We start from the raw sequence: 2853 nt of genomic DNA on the forward strand, positions 1-2853 counted from the left end.
CCAAGCCTGTAACGCCCAGCCCGGCCCCGGCACCCAAGGCTGCGGGAAGCGACGACGACTGGGAGAGCTTCTGACCAGGGCCCCGCAGGCCCCTGGGTGAAGAAATCGGGTCAAAACGGCTGCAAGCGCAGGTGGAAAATGCGCTGACAGCTATCAAAAACAAAGCAAGAAAGCACGCAGAGGGGGGCTACCTTCTGCGTGCTTTTTTTGTGGGCGAGCGCTTCGCGTCGGCGTAGTCGGATGCGCTGCTGCAGGTGCACGTGCAGGTCAGCGGTGCGGGTTGGGGTACACCAGATGCAGCCCTGGCAGCTGGGGGCGCTGGAACGGCTGCCACACCACGCCTGGCCCGTGTGGCTGGCCCAGACGGTCGGCCACGGCCCACCAGGCACTGGGGTTCAGGCCGATGCCAAAGTGGCTGGCCACCACCTCGATGTTCTCGGTGTGGGGGGTGTGGTCGGCAGGCGCCTGGATGCTGCCGCGCCATGCCACCACGCCATCGGTGCGGGAGTAGATGCTGGTGGTGGGCACCGGGGGTGCTTCGGGCAGGTTGTAGTTCTCGGTTTCGCGCTCGATGCTGCGGCCGCTGGCGAACTGGTAGATGCGCCAGGCGTTGGTGGAGGTGTGGGGCCCGGCAAACGGGGTGCCCAGGGTCACCACGCAACGCACCAGGTCCGGCATTTCCTTGGCCAGCTCGCGGGCGTAGATGCCGCCCAGGCTCCAGCCCACCAGGCTCACCTTGTGGCCGCTGGCATCCACCGCTTGCTGCAGCTGGGCCTTGGCGTTCTCCAGTACGCCGTCGCGCGGCCCCAGGTTCAGGCCCTGGCCCCAGCCCAGCGTGTTGTAGTTGCGCGATTCGAGGTAGCGACGCAGGGGCAGGGTGGTGGCGTCACCCGCCGTGAGGCCCGGAAACACGATGACCGTGTGGCCATCGCCCAGTGGAGCGCGCTGCAGAACGGGCCATGCGGGCAGCACGGCGCCAAATTCCCAGGGGGCCCGCAGCTCCAGCGCCAGCAGGGGGAGGCTGGGCGGTGGCATGTGGTCAGGGGCGGCGGATTTGCGGTCGGAGAAGAGAGGCATCAAGTCGTCGTTCCAAAACGGGCGCCTGCCGGGCAAGGCAAGCGGGTCGTGCGACGGTAGCAGTTTTTGCGCACCAAGGCGGGGCGCGAAATGGAGCAAGCTCTCCAATTGCCCCCGCCCAGACTGGGGGAGTCCCCTTCGGATAGCGGGGGAGATTGCCCATGAATGTCACATTTTGCAACCGTGCGCTGCTATGCTTTGGATAGCTTTTGCGTTCGTTGCGTTCTGGCGCTGTTCGCAACCCTCCCGTTCCAACCGTCTGAAAGCCCGCGCCATGACCGCTATTGCCGACGCCGCTGCGCCTGCCGCCACCCACTCTGCGCACCGCGCGCTGGCCCCAAGCCCCACCGCAGCCCCTCGTGAATTCCTGACCTTCCGCCTGGGTGCGGAGGAGTACGGCATTGACATCCTGCGCGTGCAGGAGATCCGCTCATACGAGAGACCCACGCGCCTGGCGCAATCGCCCGACTTCATCAAGGGCGTGATCGATCTTCGCGGCCGCATCGTGCCCATCCTGGATCTGCGGGTGAAGCTGCAATGCCCTGAAGCCAGCTACACCGACTTCACCGTGGTGATCATTCTGGACGTCGGCTCTACCGTGATTGGCGCGGTGGTGGATGCGGTGGCCGATGTGGTCTCGCTCACTCCCGACCTCATCAAGCCCACGCCCCAGTTCGAGCGGCAGGGCCATGTGGACCCCGCCTTTGTCACTGGCATTGCCAGCCTGGGCGAGCGCATGCTGATCGTGATGGACATCGAGGCGCTGCTCAGCAGTGACGAAATTGGGCTGTTGAGATCGGCCGTCCACAGTTAACGTGTCAACCCACTACACAAGATCAACGCAGAGGAGAAGAAGGATGAATCAGCTCAAGATTTCAACCCGGCTGGCTGTGGCATTCGCCGTCATGGTGCTTCTGTTGGTCGCGTTGGGGGCGGTGAGTTTGGTGCGGTCGGCCAGCCAGCGCGCGGCACTAAATGACATCACCGAGATGCGGATACCCATCACCAAATCGATGGGAGCTCTGGCTGATGGGGTGAACGTCCAGGCGATTCAATTCCGGAATCTCGCAATTTTCAACAATGAGAGCATCACCAAATCTTCAAGAGAGCGTGTAGCTGCTGCACGGATTGCCATTGCTGAGCAAATTAAAACGCTCACTACGCTCATTCAGTCGGAAAAAGGCAAGGAAATTCTGGCCCGTGTGCAGCAGCACCGCGCGGCGTTCCTCAAGCTCGGCGACGAGTACATGGCGCTTATTCAGCAAGGTCAGCGAGACGAGGCGCTGAAGCTCCTGGAAGAGAAGTTGCGTCCTGTTCAACTGGAGTATCAGAAAGCAATCCAGGAGCAAGTCGAATACCAGGCGCAAGTGACGGTGGCGGCGGGCCAGAAAGCAGAAGCTGAGGCCAACGCGCTGCAGCGCGATGTGCTCATCGCGGGTGCTCTGGCCATCGCCATCGCCATCTTTCTGGCCATCACCATCATCCGTTCCATCACCCGCCCCCTGGCGCTGGCGGTGGAAGCGGCCGACCGCGTGGCCAGTGGCGACCTGAGCGGCCAGATCGTCGTGCAGTCCAAGGACGAAACCGGCCACCTGCTCAGCGCCCTGCAGCGCATGCAGCAAAGCCTGGTCAACACCGTCAGCTCGGTGCGCCAGAACGCCGAAGGCGTAGCGTCAGCCAGCGCACAGATCGCCTCAGGCAACAACGACCTGAGCGCGCGCACGGAACAGCAGGCCTCGGCGCTGGAAGAAACAGCCGCCTCGATGGAAGAACTGG

Annotated in this window: 3 protein-coding genes; 2 read left to right on the plus strand and 1 reads right to left on the minus strand. The window is 63.6% G+C overall.

What is annotated here, in order from left to right:
• Positions 1-267: 267 nt before the first annotated feature.
• Positions 268-1077 (minus strand): alpha/beta fold hydrolase, encoded by an 810-nt coding sequence (locus tag ASD75_RS06615; protein WP_056744162.1) that lies wholly within the window; start codon positions 1075-1077, stop codon positions 268-270.
• A 274-nt stretch (positions 1078-1351) separates the two neighbouring features.
• On the opposite strand from ASD75_RS06615, the gene ASD75_RS06620 reads away from it, so the two are divergent.
• On the plus strand, positions 1352-1891 hold the full coding sequence (locus ASD75_RS06620; RefSeq protein WP_056744164.1) for a chemotaxis protein CheW: 540 nt from the start codon (positions 1352-1354) through the stop codon (positions 1889-1891).
• 43 nt (positions 1892-1934) lie between these two features.
• The coding region (locus ASD75_RS06625; protein ID WP_156400958.1) for a methyl-accepting chemotaxis protein at positions 1935-2853 on the plus strand (919 nt) is incomplete at its 3' end.

It is taken from the genome of Acidovorax sp. Root568, from assembly GCF_001427445.1.
GTDB classification, from domain to species: Bacteria; Pseudomonadota; Gammaproteobacteria; order Burkholderiales; family Burkholderiaceae_C; genus Acidovorax; species Acidovorax delafieldii.